Below are 14,337 nucleotides of genomic sequence, written 5' to 3'. Positions count from 1 at the left end.
ATTTCGCAACGCCGTCCCGGGGCGCCAGCGCGCCCCGCGTGACGGCCGTGCATCAGCGCTTGGGTGCCTCGAAGGTCGCATTGCGCAAGAACCCCGCGGGCATCTGCAACGCGGTGGTCTTGCCGAACTGCTGTGCGGCCAGCAACTCGTCCAGTCGCGGGTCGCGGATCATGACCTGTTCCTCCTGTGCAGGATGGGCTGTGGCAACAAATGCCTGCGCAGGTGCGGGGGGCTGAGCCTGCGCCATCTGCGCACCCGCCGCCGCGCCCTGGGGCCCTGCCCCACCAGCCAGCTCGGGGTAGGCGTTCCAACCCACGGCGACCACAGCCGCCAGGGACGCCAGTCCCGCGACCAGCTTCCAGCGAAAGACCGAGGCATTCGCGGCATCCCTGTCCGGCGACGCCACGGTGGAAACGGCTATCACCTCCTCGTCCCTGGAGGCGGCCAGGACCGCACCGGGTTGCGGCTCGAGTGCAAGCTGCTCGCGCAGCCGCCCCAGCAGATCCGGGTCGACCGCATGCACAGGCTGGGTGCTGCGCAGGGTGTCTCCGATCAGGTGATACATGCGCCAGGCCGATTGACCCTGGGGCGTGCCCGCATAGCCCACGGCATCGGCGAAATCCTGGTCGTGCAGCTCACCGTCGGCCAATGCCGAGAGCTGTTCACGCTTGATGTCCTCTTCGTTCATGGTGTCACCTACCATCGCTTGCCAGTCTGCTTCTCCAGCAAGGGCTTGACCTTGGCAGAGATTGCCTCGCGCGCGCGAAAGATGCGCGAGCGTACGGTTCCAATGGGACAGGCCATAGCCACGGAAATTTCCTCGTAACTCAAACCTTCGATCTCCCTGAGCGTGATGGCCTGGCGCAACTCGTCGGGCAAGGCCTCCATGGCCGCATTCACCGCGGCCGCAACCTCCTGGGCTGCGAGCACGGTTTCAGGGGTCTCGTCGGTGCTTAGTTCACGATCGAGCAAGGAAGTTTCATCGTCCTCGTCACCACCGCCACGCAGGCTCGTCTCCGCGATCACGGGGTTGCGCTTGATGTCCACCAGCGCCTTCTTGGCGGTATTGACGGCAATGCGATAGAGCCAGGTGTAGAACTGCGCCTCGCCACGAAACTGGTGCAGCGCGCGGTAGGCGCGCAGAAAGGTCTCTTGCGTGATGTCCGGAATCAGGTCCACATCCCGCACCATGCGACCGACCAGGCGCTCGATGCGGCGCTGGTACTTCATGACCAGCAGTTCGTAGGCGCGCTGGTCGCCTGCAACCGTGCGTTCCACCAGACGCAGATCGCCGTCGACGGGTTCGGGGGAGGCTGGCGAAGTGGCTGTCATGGTATGTGGTTTGCTCCGTCATCCTGCCGCGAGGAAGTGGCGCTCATTGTCGCCGTCGCGCCCCCGACCTGCGACTGTGCCGGTGAATAAATTGCGCGCCGCAATGCAAGCCATTGCATCGCGTCGCTGCGGCGCTCGAGCCAGATCCATGCGCCGTGTCCCCGGCCCGGCCTCAGGGACAAGAGCATGACGGCCTGCAGATCCAGATGCACACAGGGCCCCCGCTGGAGCGCCTGCACATCTTCCTGCGCCACGCCTTCGGTGAGCCATTGCCCGCCGTCCCAGACCAGGAAACCCCGGGGCAGGTGGCGCCAGCCATGCCAGGCAGAGCCCGCGCAGAGGAGCCAGACGCTCAGACCCACGCCGGCCTTGAAGGCCACATCGTCACCCCCCGTCCCCACGACAAGCCAGGCCAGCAGCAAGACCAGCCCGCACGAGGCCAAGGTGGCAAGCATCAGGCCCAGGGCCCGCGAGGGGCCATAGGCGTAGCGCACGGCGGGCGCATGCGCCGGATTGCGCATCGCTGGCGGCCCTGGAATCCGGCTCAGGCGGCCAAAGCGGCGCCCGAGCCCCGGCGATCAAACGCGCCGGAACACCAGCGTGCCGTTGGTGCCACCAAAGCCGAAGTTGTTCTTCACCGCGACGTCCATCTTCATGTCGCGCGCGGTGTTGGCGCAGTAATCCAGGTCGCATTCCGGATCCTGCTCGAACATGTTGATCGTGGGCGGCACCTTCTGGTCGTGCAGCGCGAGCACGGTGAACACGCTCTCAATGCCACCGGCGCCCCCGAGCAGGTGACCGGTCATGGACTTGGTGGAGCTGACCACCATCTTCTTCGCATGGTCGCCCAGTGCGGCCTTGATGGCGTTGGTCTCGTTGATGTCCCCGAGCGGCGTGGAGGTGCCGTGGGCGTTGAGATAGCTCACCTGGTCGGCGTTCACACCGGCATTGCGCAACGCAGCCAGCATGGCGCGGCGCGGGCCGTCCATGTTGGGCGCGGTCATGTGACCGGCGTCGGCACTCATGCCATAGCCCGCCACCTCGGCGTAGATGCGCGCGCCGCGTGCCTTGGCGTGCTCGTATTCCTCGAGCACGAGGACGCCGGCGCCCTCGCCCAGCACGAAGCCGTCGCGGTCCTTGTCCCAGGGGCGGGAGGCCGTCTTCGGATCGTCGTTGCGCGTGGATAGTGCGCGCATGGCAGCAAAGCCGCCCACGCCCAGCGGAGACACCGTGGCCTCGGCACCGCCGGCGACGATCACGTCGGCGTCGCCGTACTCGATCTTGCGGGCGGCCTCGCCAATGCAGTGCAGGCCGGTCGTGCAGGCCGTCACCACAGAAAGATTGGGCCCTTTGAAGCCGAAGCGCATGGACACATGGCCCGCCACCATGTTGATGATGGACGCCGGCACGAAGAACGGCGTGATGCGGCGCGGGCCGCGCTTTTCCAGTTCGGCGTGGGTGTTCTCGATCAGCGGCAGGCCACCGATGCCCGAGCCGATGATGCAGCCGATGCGGGTGGCCAGATCCTCATCCAGCGCCTCGCCCGTGGGCAGGCCCGCATCGCGCACGGCCTCGTCGGCAGCGGCAATGCCGTAGTGGATGAAGCTGTCCATGGTGCGCGCATCCTTGGCGCTGATGAACGACTCCAGGTCAAAACCCTTGACCTCACCTGCGATCCTGCAGGCGAAGTTCGATGCATCGAACTTGGTGATGAGGTCAATACCGGACTTGCCGGCAAGGATGTTGGCCCAGGCGTCCCGCACCGTGTTTCCCACGGGGGTGACGCAACCCAGGCCGGTCACGACAACGCGACGACGGCTCATGCGTTAAACCTTTTGCTGATCGGATACCGCGCCCCGCAGCACACGGGGCCGCAGCGACTTAGCCCTTCTGGTGGGCGTTGGCGTAGTCGATGGCGTTCTGCACCGTGGTGATCTTCTCTGCGTCCTCGTCAGGGATCTCGATGCCGAACTCGTCTTCCAGAGCCATCACCAGTTCCACCGTGTCCAGAGAGTCGGCGCCCAGGTCGGCCACGAAAGCCTTTTCGTTGGTGACTTGAGACTCTTCCACGCCGAGTTGCTCGGCAATGATCTTTTTGACACGTGCTTCAATATCGCTCATGGTTTCCCTTTGGGGGTTGTGAATGAATCCGCGATTCTAGCCGCATCGGGAAAAGTCCCCTAGCGGCCCGCCGTACGGACGAATCGGCGTCAACTTGCTTCAACTACATGTACATGCCGCCATTGACGTGCAACTCCTGCCCCGTCACATAGCCGGCGCCGGCCGAGGCCAGGTAGGCCACGGCATGTGCGATGTCGCTGGGCTGGCCCAGATCGCCCATGGCGATCTGCGACTTGAGCGCCTTCTTCTGCTCTTCGGGCAGGTCGGCCGTCATGTCGGTGGCGATGAAGCCGGGCGCCACGCAGTTCACGGTGATGCCGCGGCTGCCGAGCTCGCGCGCCAGCGCCCGCGTCATGCCGGCGACGCCGGCCTTGGCCGCGGCGTAGTTGGCCTGGCCCGGGCTGCCCGAGGCGCCCACCACGCTGGTGATGCTGATGATGCGGCCAAAGCGCTGCTTCATCATCGGGCGGATGGCGGCGCGACTCACGCGGAACACGGCCTTGAGGTTGGTGTCGAGCACCGCGTCCCAGTCGTCATCCTTCATGCGCATGGCGAGCGTGTCGCGCGTGATGCCGGCGTTGTTCACGAGCACATGCAGGCCCCCATGCTCCTTCACGATGGCGTCGATGAGCGCGTCCACGGCGGCGCCGTCGGTCACATTGAGCTTGACGCCCTTGCCGCCCTGTGCGGCCAGCGCCTGGGTGATGCGCTCGGCGCCGTCGTCGGTTGTAGCCGTACCGATCACGCGCAGGCCGCGTGCGGCCAGCTCGGCCGCGATGGCGGCGCCAATGCCGCGCGTGGCGCCGGTGACCAGCGCGATCTGGGGAGTCGTCTCGCTCATGCCAGCAATTCCTTGGTTTCGGCCAGCGTGGCCGGGTCGAACAGAGAGGCGCCCACCAGCTCGGGCGCGATGCGCTTGGTCATGCCGGCCAGCACCTTGCCGGGGCCGCACTCGATCACATGGGTGACGCCGCGCGCCTTCAGCGACTGCACGCATTCCACCCAGCGCACGGGGCCGAAGGCCTGACGGTACAGGGCGTCGCGAATGGCGTCGGCGTCCTGTTGCACGGCCACGTCCACATTGTTGAGCACCGGGATCTGTGGCGCGGCCAGCGTGGTCTGCGCCAGCGCGGCGCGCAGCTTCTCGGCCGCGGGCTTCATCAGGCTGGAATGGAACGGCGCCGACACTGGCAGCGGCAGGGCGCGCTTGGCGCCTGCGGCCTTGAGCACCTCGCAGGCCTTGTCCACGCCGGCCTTGGTGCCGGCGATGACGGTCTGGGCCGGGTCGTTGAAGTTCACGGCCTCGACCACGTCGGTGGCACCGGCGCCAAAGCTGGCCGTGGCCTCGGCGCAGCCGGCGATGACCTTGGCGGCGTCCAGGCCCAGGATGGCGGCCATGGCGCCCGCACCCACGGGCACGGCCTCCTGCATGGCGGCGGCGCGCAGGCGCACCAGAGGTGCTGCCTGGGCCAGCGTGAGCACGCCCGACGCCACGAGCGCGGAATATTCACCGAGCGAATGGCCGGCAACGAAGGCCGGCAGCGCCCCGCCCTCGGCACGCCAGACGCGCCAGGCGGCCACGCCCGCGACCAGCATCACGGGCTGGGTGTTGGTGGTCAACGCCAGGGCCTCCTTGGGGCCGGAGTGGATCAGCGCCCCCACGTCCTCGCCCAGGGCATCGGAGGCCTCGCGCAGCGTCTCGGCCACGACGGGGTGCTCGCCCCAGGCGTCCAGCATGCCCACCGACTGCGAGCCCTGGCCCGGGAAGACAAAAGCAAATGTTTTCGACATGGTCAGAAATATTGGTAAAAACTGGCTCTAGCACCTATACAGCAAGCATGAGTAGCTACATTTTCAGGAGCACCGCCCCCCAGGTGAAGCCGCCGCCCACACCCTCGAGCAGAACCGTCTGGCCGGGCTGTACCTGGCCCGCGCGCACGGCGTGATCCAGGGCCAGCGGAATGGATGCGGCCGAGGTATTGCCATGCTGATCGACCGTGACCACCACCTTGTCCATGGACAGCTTGAGCTTGCGCGCCGTGCTTTGCATGATGCGGATGTTGGCCTGGTGCGGGATCAGCCAGTCGATGTCGGACTCCGTCAGGCCGGCCTTGTCCAGCGTGGCACGGGCCGCCTTCTCGAGCACGCCCACGGCCAGCTTGAACACCGCCTGGCCATCCATCTTGAGCACCGGGTCGCCCAGAATCTGCCCGCCGTAGACATTGCCCGGCACGCACAGAATGCCGACATGGCTGCCGTCGGCGTGCAGGTCGCTGGCCAGGATGCCAGGCGTGTCGGAGGCCTCGAGCACCACGGCGCCGGCACCATCGCCGAACAGCACGCAGGTCGTGCGGTCGTTGAAATCCAGGATGCGGCTGAAGACCTCGGCGCCCACCACCAGCGCGCGGCGCGCGGCGCCGGACTGGATCATGGCGTCGGCCACGGTGAGCGCATAGACGAAGCCGCTGCAGACGGCCTGCACGTCGAACACCGGGCAGCCGTTGCTGATGCCGAGCTTGTGCTGCAGGATGGCCGCAGTGGAAGGGAAGACCATGTCCGGCGTGGACGTGGCGACGATGATCAGGTCGATGTCCTGCGCCTGGCGGCCGGCGGCCTCGAGCGCACGGCGCGCGGCCTGCAGCGCCAGATCGCTGGCGGCCACGTCGCGCTCGGCGAAGTGGCGCGCCCGGATGCCGGTGCGCTCCACGATCCAGTCGTCGGAGGTCTCGATGCCCTGGGCCGCCAGTTGGGCCACCAGATCATCATTGGTCACGCGGCGCGGCGGCAGCCAGCTGCCGGTGCCGGTAATGCGGGAATAACGTCTCATCAATCGTAGGACCTGGAAGGGCCACGACCGGTCAGGAAGCGGGCTGGGCACCTGCGGCCGCCAGCAGGGGCGCCGCGTGCGCAACCCGCGCACGTACGCGGTCGAGCAGGTTGTTGCGGGCCGCATCATACGCCCGGTTCAACGCCTGCTCGAATGCCAGCACGTCGGCCGAGCCATGGCTCTTGAACACCAGGCCGCGCAGGCCGAGCAGCGCCGCGCCGTTGTAGCGGCGGTGGTCCATGCGCCGCATGAGCGCGGACAGCACCGGATAGGCGATGAGCGCGGCCAGCTTGGTGAAGATGTTGCGCGAGAACTCCTCCTTGAGCCCGCCGACGATCATCGCCGCCACGCCTTCGCTGGCCTTGAGCGCCACGTTGCCGACAAAGCCGTCGCAGACCACGATATCCACCGTGCCCTTGAAGATATCGTTGCCCTCAACATTGCCATAGAAGTTCAGATCACCGGAGTTGGCCGCAGATCGCAGCAGTTCACCGGACTGCTTGATGACCTCACTGCCCTTGATGAGCTCTTCGCCGATGTTGAGCAGACCCACGCTGGGCGCATCCCTGTCCTTGAGCGCGGAGACCAGGGCCGAGCCCATGACGGCAAACTGCAGCAGATGCTCGGCCGAGCAATCCACGTTGGCGCCAAGGTCGAGCATGGTGGTGTCGCTGCCCTTCGCATTGGGCATGCCGAAGGCAATCGCCGGACGGTCTATGCCGTCGAGCGTCTTGAGCAGGTAGCGTGCAATCGCCATCAGCGCACCGGTGTTGCCGGCCGACACCGCCGCCTGGGCCGCGCCATCCTTGACCTGCTGGATGGCCACGCGCATGGACGAGTCCTTCTTCTTGCGCAGCGCCACCTCCACCGGGTCATCCATGGACACGACCTCCGTGGCGGCAACCACGGTGGCGCGCTCATGCGCGAGGCCTTTCAGGCGCTCGGGCTGACCCACGAGCAGCAGGCGGGCCTCAGGGTGGTGCTCAAGAAACTGGCGGCACGCGGGAAGCGTGACGTCGGGGCCATGGTCGCCCCCCATGCAGTCAACAGCCAGTGTGATCATCGGCGCAGAGTCGATCCGTCAATTGTTCTATGAAAAGCGATGGTACAGGCGCAAAAACAAAGGCCCGCGCTACACCATATGTAGCAACGGGCCCCGCGCCGAGCAGCCTGGGATCAGGCTTCGGACTTGTTCTTCAGCACCTGGCGGCCACGGTAGAAGCCGTTGGGGCTGATGTGGTGACGCAGATGGTTTTCGCCGGTCGTGGGCTCGACGGCAACGCCGGGCACCGTCAGGGCGTTGTGCGAACGGTGCATGCCGCGCTTGGAGGGGGACTTCTTGTTTTGCTGAACAGCCATGGTGGCTCCTGGGGTCTTGAAAGGGTTGGTAAAAAACGCGATCAGCCCATTGAAGACACGAGGGGGTTTCGCGCGAAGCCTGCCATTATATGCCAAATGCGTTTTTGGCCTTTGCGCTCAGTCCGCGGACTTGTCCTTGCACAGGCTGGCCAGCGCTGCAAACGGGTTGGGCTTTTGCGCGTTGGCTTCCTCGAAGTCCTCGGCGCTCGATTCGAGCCGCACTTCCACGGGACATTCGTCGTGGCGCGGCACCGCGGGCAGGGCCATGATCAGTTCGTCCTCGATGAGCTCGCGCAGGTTGAACTCGCGGCTGATCACCAGCAGGTCTTCCTCGCTGTCACCATCGAGCGCCTCGGCCGTGGCCTCGTCGGCGACGAAGCGGAACTCACGCTCCACCTCCAGCGGCACATCGACGGGCTGCAGGCAGCGCTGACAGGTCATGGGCAGCGTGGCGCTGGCCTTGAGATGCAGCCACACCTGGCCCGCCAAGCCATGGGTGGCGCGCAGCTCCCCATCGGCCATCCAATCCACGCGCAGGTCGGGGTGCAGGCCACGGGCCTCTTCGACCAGGCGTTGGTATTTCAGCAGAGTGTCATGACCGGACAGGTGAGCGCCGGCCTGGGCAAAGGCCTTGACGTCCAGCCGGTCGGGAGAATGTTCCTTGGTCATGGCGGGCAGTGTAAGAGAATCACGCCATGCTGGAACCCTCCCCCCCGTCCCGCCCTCTGGTATTGGGATCGACCTCGCGCTACCGGCGCGAGCTGCTGGCCCGCCTGGGCCTGCCCTTTGACGTCGCCGCCCCCGCGGTCGATGAAACCCCGCAGCCGGGCGAGGCCCCGCACGCGCTGGCGCTGCGCCTGGCGCTGGCCAAGGCGCGTGCGGTCGCGGCGCTGCACCCCGAGGCCATCGTCATCGGCTCGGACCAGGTCGCAGACCTCTCCGGTGCGCCGCTGGGCAAGCCCGGCAACCACGCGCGCGCCACGGCCCAGCTGCGCCAGATGAGCGGCCAGACCGTCGTCTTCCAGACCGCCCTGGCCGTGGTCTGCCTGGCCACGGGCTTCGAGCAGGTGGACCTGGCGCCGGTGCGCGTGCGCTTTCGCGCGCTGTCCGACGCCGAGATCGAGCGCTATCTGCAGGCCGAACAGCCCTACGACTGCGCCGGCAGCGCCAAGAGCGAAGGCCTGGGCATCGCCCTGCTCGACGCCATAGACAGCGACGACCCTACGGCGCTGATCGGCCTGCCCTTGATTCGGACGGCGCGCATGCTGCGTGCCGCAGGCCTGGTGCTGCCATGAACGAGAGCGCCCCCCCGAAGGGCCGCCTGTTTCTGGTGCCCGCGCCGCTGGACTTTGGCTGCGACAGTGAAACCGCACTCACCGAGGTGCTGCCCGAGGGCACGCTGCGCCAGGCCGCGCGGCTGACGCACTGGGTCTGCGAGAACGCCAAAAGCTGCCGCGCCTATCTGAAGCGCATTGCCGCCCTGCATCCCCTGGCCCTGCCCCTGCAGGAGCAGCAGATCACCGAGCTGCCGCGCGAGGTGCACAAAAAGGGCGATCATGGCGGCAAGGACCATGCGCGCTTTGACGCACGCGCCCTGCTCGCCCCGCTGCTGGCCGGCCATGACATGGGCCTGGTGAGCGAGGCCGGCATGCCTGCCGTGGCCGACCCCGGCAGCTCGGTGGTGCGCGCCGCGCACGAGCTGGGTGCGCCCGTGGTGCCGCTCGTGGGCCCGGTGTCGCTGCTGCTCGCGCTCGCGGCCAGCGGGCTCAATGGTCAGAACTTCGCCTTCATCGGCTACCTGCCGCAGGACGCGGGCGAGCGCGCACAGCGCATCCGCGCGCTCGAGGCCCTGGCGCACAAGACCGGCCAGACCCAGCTCTTCATCGAGACGCCCTACCGCAACGCCGCGCTGTGGCAGGCACTGCTGCAGCACCTGCAGCCCACGACCCGCCTGGCCATGGCCGCTGGCCTGACCCTGGCCGGCGCCCAGGTGCAATGCCGCAGCGTGCGCGACTGGCGGCAGCAGGGCGCGGCGCCGCACAAGCACCTGCCCGTGGTCTGGGCGCTGGGCGGCTGAAGCCGCCGCGGCACCTGCGGCCACTGGGGCTGCAGCGTTCCGGGACGAGCGGCCCGGCGGAAAAATGCCTGCGGCGCAGGCACCGATTGGCTCCCCGTGCGAGTCCGGTTGCAGTAAGCTTGTTCGCCCTGCAATTGCCGTCCACCGCACGTCATTGGATTTCCCATGAACCAGTCACTCTCTGCTGCCGAAATCGCCCTGCGCGAAGCCGCCCTCGAATACCACCGCAGTCCCAGCAAGGGAAAGATCTCGGTCACCCCGACCAAGCCGCTGTCCAACCAGCGCGACCTGTCGCTCGCCTACTCCCCAGGCGTGGCCTATCCCTGCCTGGACATCCAGGCCGACCCGAGCAAGGCCTTTGACTACACCTCGCGCGGCAATCTGGTCGGCGTGATCACCAATGGCACGGCGGTGCTGGGCCTCGGAGACATCGGACCGCTGGCGGGCAAGCCCGTGATGGAAGGCAAGGGCTGCCTGTTCAAGAAGTTCGCTGGCGTGGACGTGTTCGACATCGAGCTCGATGCCCGCGATCCGGACAAGATCATCGAGATCGTCGCAGCCCTCGAGCCCACGCTGGGCGGCATCAACCTCGAGGACATCAAGGCGCCCGAGTGTTTCTACATCGAGCGCGAGCTGTCCAAGCGCATGAACATTCCGGTGTTCCATGACGACCAGCACGGCACGGCCATCATCTCCAGCGCCGCGCTGCTCAACGGCCTGGAGCTCGTGGGCAAGCAGGCCGACAAGGTCAAGGTCGCCGTCTCGGGCGCGGGCGCCGCGGCGATCGCCTGCGTGGACGTGATGGTCGGCCTCGGCGTGAAGCGCGAGAACGTGTACATGGTCGATTCCAAGGGCGTGATCTACGAGGGACGTCCCGGAGGCATGGACGAATCCAAGGCACGCTACGCGCAGAAGACCGATGCCCGCACCCTTGCCGATGTGGTCAACGGCGCGGATGTGTTCCTCGGTTGCTCGGCGCCCGGCGTGCTCACGGCCGAGATGGTCAAGACCATGGCCGACAGGCCCATCATCCTGGCGCTGGCCAATCCCGAGCCCGAGATTCGTCCCGAGCTGGCCAAGGCCGTACGCCCCGATTGCATCATCGCCACGGGGCGCTCGGACTACCCCAACCAGGTCAACAACGTCCTGTGCTTCCCGTACATCTTCCGCGGCGCGCTGGACTGCGGCGCAACCAAGATCACCGAGGCCATGAAGCTCGCCTGCGTGCGCCAGATCGCCGCTCTGGCCAAGGAGAACGTCAGCGAGGAGGTTGCCAATGCCTATGCCGGCAAGGAGCTGACCTTCGGGCCGGACTATCTGATTCCGACGCCGTTCGATTCCCGCCTCATCCTCAAGATCGCGCCGGCCGTGGCGCAGGCCGCTGTGGACTCGGGCGTGGCGTCGCGCCCCATCGCCGACATGGACGCCTACCGGACCCATCTGACACGCTTCGTGTATCAGACGGGCCTGCTGATGCGCCCCGTCATCAGCGCAGCCAAGTCGCTGCCCGCGGACAAGAAGCGCGTCGCCTACGCGGACGGCGAGGACGAACGTGCTCTGCGTGCGGCGCAGTTCGCCATCGACGACAACATTGCGCGCCCTATCCTCATCGGTCGTCCCGCCGTGATCGCCGCACGCATCGCCAAGGCGGGTCTGCACATGGAGCCGGGCAAGGACGTCGAGATCTGCGACCCCGCAGACGACCCTCGCTTTCGTCAGTATTGGGAGGCCTATCACGAACTCATGAAGCGTGATGGCGTCACGCCCGAGATGGCCAAGGCAGCAGTGCGCCGCTCCAACACCATCATTGCGTCGCTGATGGTCAAGCTGGGCGATGCCGATGCAATGATCTGTGGCCTGGTCGGCAGCTACGAGACCCACCTGGAGCGCATCCACAGCATTCTGGGTCATGCACCGGGCGCCAAGCAGTATGCGGCGCTCAATGCGCTGATGACGCCCAACAATGGCACGCTGTTCATCACCGACACCTATGTCAACGAAGACCCGACGGCCGAGCAGCTCGCCGACATCGCCTGGGCTGCGGTACAAGAGGTGCAACGCTTTGGCGTCCCGGCGACGGTCGCGTTTCTGTCGCATTCCAGCTTTGGCTCATCCAAGCGCGCCTCGGCCCGCAAGATGCGCGCGGCACGCGATCTGTTCGTTGAGCGTTACCCAGAAATCGAATGTGACGGAGAGCTGCACGGAGACGCGGCCCTTGACCCCAAGATCCGCAAGACCTACCTGGGCGACTCGACGCTCAGTGCGCCTGCCAACCTGCTGGTCTGCCCGAACATCGACGCGGCCAACATCCTCTACAACGTCCTCAAGACAACCAGCAGCGGCGGGGTGACCGTGGGCCCGGTCCTGATGGGCACTTCGGCAACCGCCTACATCCTGACCCCTGCGGCCACGGTGCGTCGGGTGCTCAACATGACCGCGCTCGCGGTCGTCAGCAGCGCCACGCGCGACAAGTAGTCCGCCAGGCAGCAGATGCGCAAAGAGGGCTGGCCCAGCGACGGGCCAGCCCTCTTTGCATGTACGGTCGGGTGATTACTGCTTGATGGCCTCGATCTGCGCCACGATGCGCACGTTCTTGGGGAAGCCGTACTGCACGCCATAGTCCACACCAAAGGCCGTGCGGTCTATGGTGGTCTCGAAGTCCCCACCGCAGACCTCGCGCTTGAGCATGGGGCTGTCGTAGCAGGCGAACTGGTTGGTCTTGAAGGTCACCGGCTGGGTCTTGCCCTTGATCGTCAGGTTGCCGGAGACGGCCGTCACCTTGTCGCCGTCGAACGTGAACTTGTCACCCACGAAACGCGCCGTCGGGAACTGGGCGGCATCGAAGATTTCGTTGCTCAGCAGATGCTTGTCAAACGGTGCCGTGCCCGTGTTGATGGAGTTGATGTGCAAGGTCAGGTCCACCTTGCCGGTCTTGGCCGCCTTGTCCAGTTGGACGGAGCCTTCCTTCTTGTCAAACCGCCCACGGTTGACGCTGGCGCCGAAGTGGCTGATCTCGAAGGTGGCAAAGGTATGGGTGGGGTCCACGGCGTAGGTCGCGGACTCGGCCAATGCGGTTCCAGCGGTCAGGGCTGCGGCAGCGGCAAGGGTCAACAGGGTCGAACGCATGGGTGGTGGTACTTTCGTGCAAAGAGTGGATGAAAGGGAACGGAATCAGAGTTTGGGCACTCCGGAGAGCGTCAGCTTGAGCTTGACCTGAACGTCATCGGCCACCATGGAGGTGTCTGCCCATTCGTTCTCGCCAATCTTGAAGGCTAGTCGCTTGATCACAAAGCTGCCGGTGGCCAGGGTGTGGGCACCGCCTTGCGTGAGGGTGACGGGCACCACCACATCCTGCGTCGCGCCCTTGATGCTGAGCTTGCCCGCGACCTCGTACTTGCCCCCACCCAGAGTCTTGATGGCACTGGACTCAAAGGTGGCCTGCGGAAACTTGGGTACGTTGAACCACACGGGCTTGGGCAGCTCCGCATCGGTCTCGCGCACGCCCAGCGTCGCGCTGCCGGTATCCACGGTGAATGTCACCCTGCTTGAGCCGAGCCTGGCCGGATCGAATGCCACGTGAGCGTCGAACTTCTTGAACTTGCCCTCCACCGGCACGCCCATCTGCCGGCTCACGAACGCGATCTCGCTCTGCTCTGGCAACAGCTTCTGCTGGGCCAGGGCCGGTCCGGCGACCAAGGCGCCAAGACCTACCAGCAAGACCCCGATGTTGCGGCTCCAGGACATGTCTTTCATGAGAGGTTTTTCTCCAACGATTGAATTGTGAAAACGCGATGCACAGCGGTTTCAGTCGCGGCCAGGCAGCATGCGCGTGAGCAAGCCATCGCGGTCGACGAACTGGTGTTTGAGTGCGGCCAGCACATGCAGCGCGGCAAGTATTGCCAGGCCGTAGGCGGCCAGCCCGTGCATGGGCTTGAGCATGTCGGCCAAAGCGGGGCTGACGGGCACAAAATCAGGCAGGGGAATCACGCCAAAGACCACAATGGGAAACCCCGCGGCCGAGCTGTAGGCCCAGCCTATCAGGGGCACGACAAAAAACAGGGCATACAGCAGCAGGTGGGTCCCGTGATGCGCCAGCTGCTGCCAGGGGGGCATTGCCGATCGAATGCTCTCGGGCAGCACCGGAGGCCGCTGGACCACGCGCACGAGCAGGCGCAAGACGGACAACGCCAGAATGGTCATGCCCGCCCACTTGTGCCAGTTGTAGAGCTTGAGGCGCTGCGGCGAGAACGGAAGGCCCGTCATGTACCACCCCATGGCGAGCAGCGCCACGATCGCCGCCGCAAGCACCCAGTGCAGTGCCATGGCGGTCTGGCCGTAGCGGGCAGCGCGTTGCGTGATCGCAGGAGTCATTGAATGCATGTGAAGAAACAAACCATCGATTTCTGCGCTTGGAGGCCACAAGGCCTTGCAAGTTCGCATGCGGCGCAGTCTAAGACGCGCCGGATCGGTGGAGTTTCAATCGGGTTGATGTTTTTGTTCGAAAAATATGAACAAAAAGCAATCAACCCTTCACATTTTCTAAGGCACCCCTTCGTTCCGCCTGCGCCGGCGCGACTGCGAGATGCGCAGACGCCGCAATGAGGTCAGCGCTTTGCAACAG

General features: G+C 66.0%; 18 protein-coding genes. 4 read left to right on the top strand and 14 right to left on the bottom strand.

Annotation, left to right across the window (positions count from 1 at the left end):
• Positions 1 to 52: 52 nt before the first annotated feature.
• From ABUE11_RS04875 to ABUE11_RS04825, 11 genes are all read right to left on the bottom strand, one after another.
• Entirely contained in the window at positions 53 to 688 is a 636-nt protein-coding gene (locus tag ABUE11_RS04875) for a sigma-E factor negative regulatory protein (protein WP_367067922.1), read from the bottom strand.
• Positions 689 to 696: 8 nt separating this feature from the next.
• A complete protein-coding gene (rpoE, locus tag ABUE11_RS04870; RefSeq protein WP_367067921.1) occupies positions 697 to 1,332 on the bottom strand; it encodes an RNA polymerase sigma factor RpoE in 636 nt (211 codons plus the stop codon).
• On the bottom strand, positions 1,329 to 1,853 hold the full coding sequence (locus tag ABUE11_RS04865; protein ID WP_367067920.1) for a hypothetical protein: 525 nt from the start codon (positions 1,851 to 1,853) through the stop codon (positions 1,329 to 1,331). The genes rpoE and ABUE11_RS04865 overlap by 4 nt, the downstream gene beginning before the upstream one ends.
• Positions 1,854 to 1,910: 57 nt before the next feature.
• Complete coding sequence (fabF, locus tag ABUE11_RS04860; RefSeq protein ID WP_367067919.1) at positions 1,911 to 3,155, bottom strand: beta-ketoacyl-ACP synthase II; 1,245 nt, start codon at positions 3,153 to 3,155, stop codon at positions 1,911 to 1,913.
• A gap of 58 nt (positions 3,156 to 3,213) precedes the next feature.
• Positions 3,214 to 3,453, bottom strand: a complete 240-nt coding sequence (gene acpP / locus ABUE11_RS04855) for an acyl carrier protein (protein ID WP_106682844.1) — start codon at positions 3,451 to 3,453, stop codon at positions 3,214 to 3,216.
• A 103-nt stretch (positions 3,454 to 3,556) separates the two neighbouring features.
• On the bottom strand, positions 3,557 to 4,294 hold the full coding sequence (gene fabG, locus ABUE11_RS04850; RefSeq protein ID WP_367067918.1) for a 3-oxoacyl-ACP reductase FabG: 738 nt from the start codon (positions 4,292 to 4,294) through the stop codon (positions 3,557 to 3,559).
• The gene (fabD, locus tag ABUE11_RS04845; RefSeq protein ID WP_367067917.1) at positions 4,291 to 5,244 is read right to left on the bottom strand and encodes an ACP S-malonyltransferase; all 954 of its coding nucleotides are present in this window, start codon (positions 5,242 to 5,244) and stop codon (positions 4,291 to 4,293) included. Before fabD ends, fabG begins: the two co-directional genes overlap by 4 nt.
• A 55-nt stretch (positions 5,245 to 5,299) precedes the next feature.
• A complete protein-coding gene (locus tag ABUE11_RS04840; protein ID WP_367067916.1) occupies positions 5,300 to 6,280 on the bottom strand; it encodes a beta-ketoacyl-ACP synthase III in 981 nt (326 codons plus the stop codon).
• 31 nt (positions 6,281 to 6,311) lie between these two features.
• Positions 6,312 to 7,343, bottom strand: coding sequence for a phosphate acyltransferase PlsX (gene plsX, locus ABUE11_RS04835; protein WP_367067915.1), 1,032 nt, complete (start codon positions 7,341 to 7,343; stop codon positions 6,312 to 6,314).
• A gap of 113 nt (positions 7,344 to 7,456) precedes the next feature.
• Positions 7,457 to 7,639: a 50S ribosomal protein L32 gene (gene rpmF, locus ABUE11_RS04830; RefSeq protein ID WP_055843463.1), complete on the bottom strand. Its 183-nt coding sequence runs from the start codon at positions 7,637 to 7,639 to the stop codon at positions 7,457 to 7,459.
• A gap of 117 nt (positions 7,640 to 7,756) precedes the next feature.
• Positions 7,757 to 8,308 carry a YceD family protein gene (locus tag ABUE11_RS04825; protein WP_367067914.1) on the bottom strand — a complete coding sequence of 184 codons (552 nt, stop codon included), beginning with the start codon at positions 8,306 to 8,308 and terminating at the stop codon, positions 7,757 to 7,759.
• Positions 8,309 to 8,334: 26 nt separating this feature from the next.
• Here ABUE11_RS04825 and ABUE11_RS04820 point away from each other — a divergent pair, with 26 nt between their 5' ends.
• From ABUE11_RS04820 to ABUE11_RS04810, 3 genes are all read left to right on the top strand, one after another.
• A complete protein-coding gene (locus ABUE11_RS04820) occupies positions 8,335 to 8,934 on the top strand; it encodes a Maf family nucleotide pyrophosphatase (RefSeq protein ID WP_367067913.1) in 600 nt (199 codons plus the stop codon).
• On the top strand, positions 8,931 to 9,716 hold the full coding sequence (locus ABUE11_RS04815; protein WP_367067912.1) for an SAM-dependent methyltransferase: 786 nt from the start codon (positions 8,931 to 8,933) through the stop codon (positions 9,714 to 9,716). Before ABUE11_RS04820 ends, ABUE11_RS04815 begins: the two co-directional genes overlap by 4 nt.
• A 165-nt stretch (positions 9,717 to 9,881) precedes the next feature.
• Entirely contained in the window at positions 9,882 to 12,191 is a 2,310-nt protein-coding gene (locus ABUE11_RS04810; RefSeq protein WP_367067911.1) for an NADP-dependent malic enzyme, read from the top strand.
• Positions 12,192 to 12,266: 75 nt separating this feature from the next.
• Here ABUE11_RS04810 and ABUE11_RS04805 read toward each other — a convergent pair whose 3' ends face one another.
• The 3 genes from ABUE11_RS04805 to ABUE11_RS04795 are packed head-to-tail and all read right to left on the bottom strand — an operon-like array spanning position 12,267 to position 14,087.
• Complete coding sequence (locus ABUE11_RS04805; RefSeq protein WP_367067910.1) at positions 12,267 to 12,842, bottom strand: YceI family protein; 576 nt, start codon at positions 12,840 to 12,842, stop codon at positions 12,267 to 12,269.
• Between the two features lie 45 nt (positions 12,843 to 12,887).
• Positions 12,888 to 13,460, bottom strand: a complete 573-nt coding sequence (locus tag ABUE11_RS04800; protein ID WP_367068745.1) for a YceI family protein — start codon at positions 13,458 to 13,460, stop codon at positions 12,888 to 12,890.
• A 60-nt stretch (positions 13,461 to 13,520) separates the two neighbouring features.
• On the bottom strand, positions 13,521 to 14,087 hold the full coding sequence (locus ABUE11_RS04795; protein ID WP_367067909.1) for a cytochrome b: 567 nt from the start codon (positions 14,085 to 14,087) through the stop codon (positions 13,521 to 13,523).
• 3 nt (positions 14,088 to 14,090) lie between these two features.
• Between ABUE11_RS04795 and ABUE11_RS04790 the strand changes: the two genes are divergently transcribed.
• A complete protein-coding gene (locus ABUE11_RS04790) occupies positions 14,091 to 14,318 on the top strand; it encodes a hypothetical protein (protein WP_367067908.1) in 228 nt (75 codons plus the stop codon).
• The last annotated feature ends 19 nt before the right edge of the window (positions 14,319 to 14,337 follow it).

Origin of the sequence: Oryzisolibacter sp. LB2S (assembly GCF_040732315.1) — a bacterium.
Classification (GTDB): domain Bacteria; phylum Pseudomonadota; class Gammaproteobacteria; order Burkholderiales; family Burkholderiaceae_C; genus Alicycliphilus; species Alicycliphilus soli.
The sequence above is the reverse complement of the archived record's forward strand: the minus strand, read 5'-3'. Positions and strand labels throughout refer to the sequence as shown.

Excerpts from the sequence above, each read along its gene's own strand:
- plsX (WP_367067915.1), bottom strand. The coding sequence starts at position 7,343 with ATGATCACACTGGCTGTTGACTGCATGGGGGGCGACCATGGCCCCGAC.
- ABUE11_RS04820 (WP_367067913.1), top strand. The coding sequence starts at position 8,335 with ATGCTGGAACCCTCCCCCCCGTCCCGCCCTCTGGTATTGGGATCGACC.
- ABUE11_RS04825 (WP_367067914.1), bottom strand. The coding sequence starts at position 8,308 with ATGACCAAGGAACATTCTCCCGACCGGCTGGACGTCAAGGCCTTTGCC.
- rpoE (WP_367067921.1), bottom strand. The coding sequence starts at position 1,332 with ATGACAGCCACTTCGCCAGCCTCCCCCGAACCCGTCGACGGCGATCTG.
- ABUE11_RS04805 (WP_367067910.1), bottom strand. The coding sequence starts at position 12,842 with ATGCGTTCGACCCTGTTGACCCTTGCCGCTGCCGCAGCCCTGACCGCT.
- ABUE11_RS04875 (WP_367067922.1), bottom strand. The coding sequence starts at position 688 with ATGAACGAAGAGGACATCAAGCGTGAACAGCTCTCGGCATTGGCCGAC.
- ABUE11_RS04795 (WP_367067909.1), bottom strand. The coding sequence starts at position 14,087 with ATGACTCCTGCGATCACGCAACGCGCTGCCCGCTACGGCCAGACCGCC.
- rpmF (WP_055843463.1), bottom strand. The coding sequence starts at position 7,639 with ATGGCTGTTCAGCAAAACAAGAAGTCCCCCTCCAAGCGCGGCATGCAC.
- ABUE11_RS04840 (WP_367067916.1), bottom strand. The coding sequence starts at position 6,280 with ATGAGACGTTATTCCCGCATTACCGGCACCGGCAGCTGGCTGCCGCCG.
- ABUE11_RS04790 (WP_367067908.1), top strand. The coding sequence starts at position 14,091 with ATGCATGTGAAGAAACAAACCATCGATTTCTGCGCTTGGAGGCCACAA.
- fabG (WP_367067918.1), bottom strand. The coding sequence starts at position 4,294 with ATGAGCGAGACGACTCCCCAGATCGCGCTGGTCACCGGCGCCACGCGC.
- ABUE11_RS04865 (WP_367067920.1), bottom strand. The coding sequence starts at position 1,853 with ATGCGCAATCCGGCGCATGCGCCCGCCGTGCGCTACGCCTATGGCCCC.
- acpP (WP_106682844.1), bottom strand. The coding sequence starts at position 3,453 with ATGAGCGATATTGAAGCACGTGTCAAAAAGATCATTGCCGAGCAACTC.
- ABUE11_RS04815 (WP_367067912.1), top strand. The coding sequence starts at position 8,931 with ATGAACGAGAGCGCCCCCCCGAAGGGCCGCCTGTTTCTGGTGCCCGCG.
- fabD (WP_367067917.1), bottom strand. The coding sequence starts at position 5,244 with ATGTCGAAAACATTTGCTTTTGTCTTCCCGGGCCAGGGCTCGCAGTCG.
- ABUE11_RS04800 (WP_367068745.1), bottom strand. The coding sequence starts at position 13,460 with ATGTCCTGGAGCCGCAACATCGGGGTCTTGCTGGTAGGTCTTGGCGCC.
- ABUE11_RS04810 (WP_367067911.1), top strand. The coding sequence starts at position 9,882 with ATGAACCAGTCACTCTCTGCTGCCGAAATCGCCCTGCGCGAAGCCGCC.
- fabF (WP_367067919.1), bottom strand. The coding sequence starts at position 3,155 with ATGAGCCGTCGTCGCGTTGTCGTGACCGGCCTGGGTTGCGTCACCCCC.